Source organism: Kitasatospora sp. NPDC059973 (assembly GCF_042737525.1).
Classification (GTDB): Bacteria; Actinomycetota; Actinomycetes; order Streptomycetales; family Streptomycetaceae; genus Kitasatospora.
In genome coordinates this window covers 1-2,940 of record NZ_JBHWUI010000339.1, presented here as the reverse complement: position 1 = coordinate 2,940, position 2,940 = coordinate 1, and the positions used below count along the sequence as shown (strand labels likewise).

The following is a 2,940-nucleotide window of genomic DNA, read 5'->3' as shown; positions in this document are numbered from 1 at the left end:
TCGCGGCCCCCCCCCTTTATCCACAACTTCTTGTTCGGCGCCGGCGTCTGTTTTTTTTTCGGGGGGGGGGGGGGGGGGCCGCGGCCGGGGGGGGCGGGGGGGGGGGGGGGGGCGCCCCCCCCCGCCGGCCCGGACTACCAGCCGATACCGAGGGTCAGCCCGGTGGGCGGAGCCGCGTTGCCGAGGATCTGGACGGACGACTGGTCGTTGATGTCGTCGTAGGGGAAGGCGTAGGAGCGGCCGCCGAGGCTGATGCCGTGCAGGTACCCCGCGTAGTCGTTCGCGGCGTCGGCGCCGCGGTAGTAGGCCGCGGGCCGGTACCAGTCGTCCGGGGTGAGCGCCACGCCGCGCTGGAAGGCCGCGCACAGCTCCGCGCCGAGCTGCTTCTCGGTGTCGTCGCCCGCGGCGAGCGGGCCCGCGCAGGCCATCACGTCCGGCGAGGCGGGCTTGGCCAGGTGGAACGGTCCGGCCCCGTTCTTGGTGAAGGTCAGGGTGTCGCCGGTGACCCGCCCGGTGAACGTCTCGCCGAGCCGGGTGAGGGTGAACTGCCGTGCGCTGAAGGCCGACCAGAACCGGTCGATGGCCGGCTGGAGGTAGCCCTGCTGCGCGCCGCCCGCCTGGAACTGGGCGGACGACCGCGGGGCGGTGATGCGGTAGGTGCCCTGCAGCGCGCGGAAGGCGGGCCCGACGGCCGCCGCGTAGCCGGCCATCACCTCGGCGCGCGTGCGGGTGATGCCCTCGGTGGAGTCGTAGCCGCTGGCGGCCTGCCGCAGCCGGGCGGTCATCGGGAAGCCGAACCCGTCCACCTGGGTGGTGTTGCCGCCGAACGGGACCTCGCCGTGGACGTAGGTGTACTCGTACCAGTCGTAGTAGACGTCGTTGTTCGGGTCGGCGGGGTTGCGCGGGTCCGGCCCGCCCCAGCCCTGGTCGTCGGGCGAGACGGGGATGTACAGCGGCGAGCCGAGCGAGATGTAGACGCGGCCGCCGCGGATGGCGGCCGGGGAGGGGACGGTGGCGGCCCGGTCGAGCGTGAAGGACATGTTCGGGTAGTCGACGCCGTTCTTGGTCAGGTGCCCCGGGGCCTGCGCGGCGCGGTGGTCGATGTGCGCCGTCGTGCCGTCGGGCCGCAGGTAGGACCACTGGCCGGGGGTGACCATGCCGAGCACGGTCACGTAGACCTGGGCGTCACTGAAGGCTCCCCGGGTGTTGTTCACGAAGGTGAGCGGGAAGCTGCCCGTCCCCCCGCCGCCGGTCGAGCCGCCCGCGCCGACGGTCACCGTGAAGTGCGGGGTGTCGTAGAGCGGTCCGGCCTTCTCGTAGGTGAACCAGTACTCCAGGACGGTCCCGGCCGCCAGGCCGGTGGCGGTCGTCTCCCACCGGCTCGCGCCCGCCGTCATCCGGACGTTCTGCTGGCCGTCGGCGGCGGGCCGGTAGTGGACGTCGACCAGGGCGGCGGGCGTGGCCGGGGTGAAGGCGAAGAGGACCGAGCCGGGGGCGACCGTGGCCGCCGACTGGGTGTAGTCGGTGGCCGCCCGCGCGCCGGCCGCCGTCCACAGACCGGCGAGCAGCAGGGCGAGCACGGTGAGGACCGCGACGGCGCCGCGGTGGCGGGGCGCTCGATGGCGGGGCGCGGCTCCGCGAGCGGGGCCGGGCAGGGGTGGGGTGGCCGTCATGGGGGATGCCTTTCCCTCGGCGGTGGCAAGGCGGCGGAACTGCGTGAGAGCGCTCTCAAGCGTCGACACACTGTCCCGCCCCGTCGGACGGCGGTCAAGAGACGAAGCAGTGGAACTTCCTTGTGGGCTTTGTGACTTCACCTTGTGAAGGGAAGGCCTGCGGCGAATTCCTGGACATGTGTCTATGATTGCTGGACAACAGTCCAGAAAGGGGCCCCGTCATGGGCATCGTCGCGAGCACACTGGTGGGCCTGGTGGCCGCACTGCACGGATACATCCTGGTGCTGGAGATGTTCCTCTGGGAGCGGGCTCCCGGGCGGAAGCTCTCCGGCTTCGACCCGGAGATGGCCCGGGCCACCGCGCCGCTGGCCGCCAACCAGGGCCTCTACAACGGCTTCCTGGCCGCCGGCCTGGTCTGGGGCCTGATCGCGGCGGACCCGACCGGCTTCCGCGTCCAGGTCTTCTTCCTGTCCTGCGTGGTGGTCGCGGGCCTGTACGGGGCGGCGACCGCCAACCGCCGGATCCTGTTCGCCCAGGCCCTGCCCGGCGCGCTCGCGCTGACCGCGGTGCTGGTCGCCGGATGACCGACGCGCGGGCCGACCGCACCCGCGCCCGGCTGCGCGAGGCCCTGCTCGCCGAGTGCGCCGAGCGCCCGCTGGCCGAGGTCGGCGTGGCCGCCGTGGTCCGGCGCGCGGGCATCGGCCGGGCGACCTTCTACCTCCACTACGAGGACCTGCGGGCGCTCGCGGTGGACGCCTGCGCGGAGGTCGTCCGGGACGCCGTGGACGCCCTGCACGCCTGGCGCGGCATCCCGGACCCGGCCGCACCGCCGCCCGCCCTCGGCGCGTTCCTCACGGAGGTCGAGCGGCACGCGGCGGTCTACCGCGCGCTGCTGCTGCCCGGCGGCGCCGGACCGCTGGGCGAGCTGCTCCACCGCGAACTCCGGGAACGCAGCCGCACCGAGCGGGAGCTGGCCGGCGCGCCGTACGCCGAGCTGGTCGCCACCGCCGTCGCGGCGACCTTCACGGCGCTGCTCGCGGACTGGCTGCACGCCCTGGTGCCCGCCACCGCCGACGAACTCGCCGCGCACAGCTGGCGCCTGCTGATCTCGCTGCACCGCACCCCGTTCGGCTGACCGGCCGGCGGGCAGTGCGGGCGCCGGCTCCGCGGTGGCGGGCCGAGACCGGCGGGCGGTGCGGGCGCCGGTCAGGCGACCGGCGGGGCCTCGGCGGCCTCGGACGCCGGCTCCGCGGCGGCGGGCCGAGAC

General features: G+C 74.7%; 3 protein-coding genes. 2 read left to right on the top strand and 1 reads right to left on the bottom strand.

Annotation, left to right across the window (positions count from 1 at the left end; all coding sequences use genetic code 11):
• Positions 1–134: 134 nt before the first annotated feature.
• Positions 135–1,673 (bottom strand): glycoside hydrolase family 64 protein, encoded by a 1,539-nt coding sequence (locus tag ACFWA9_RS38875; RefSeq protein WP_380394279.1) that lies wholly within the window; start codon positions 1,671–1,673, stop codon positions 135–137.
• Positions 1,674–1,894: 221 nt separating this feature from the next.
• Here ACFWA9_RS38875 and ACFWA9_RS38870 point away from each other — a divergent pair, with 221 nt between their 5' ends.
• Positions 1,895–2,257 carry a DUF1304 domain-containing protein gene (locus ACFWA9_RS38870; RefSeq protein ID WP_380394276.1) on the top strand — a complete coding sequence of 121 codons (363 nt, stop codon included), beginning with the start codon at positions 1,895–1,897 and terminating at the stop codon, positions 2,255–2,257.
• The gene (locus tag ACFWA9_RS38865; RefSeq protein ID WP_380394273.1) at positions 2,254–2,808 is read left to right on the top strand and encodes a TetR/AcrR family transcriptional regulator; all 555 of its coding nucleotides are present in this window, start codon (positions 2,254–2,256) and stop codon (positions 2,806–2,808) included. The genes ACFWA9_RS38870 and ACFWA9_RS38865 overlap by 4 nt, the downstream gene beginning before the upstream one ends.
• The last annotated feature ends 132 nt before the right edge of the window (positions 2,809–2,940 follow it).

Excerpts from the sequence above, each read along its gene's own strand:
- ACFWA9_RS38875 (WP_380394279.1), bottom strand. The coding sequence starts at position 1,673 with ATGACGGCCACCCCACCCCTGCCCGGCCCCGCTCGCGGAGCCGCGCCC.
- ACFWA9_RS38870 (WP_380394276.1), top strand. The coding sequence starts at position 1,895 with ATGGGCATCGTCGCGAGCACACTGGTGGGCCTGGTGGCCGCACTGCAC.
- ACFWA9_RS38865 (WP_380394273.1), top strand. The coding sequence starts at position 2,254 with ATGACCGACGCGCGGGCCGACCGCACCCGCGCCCGGCTGCGCGAGGCC.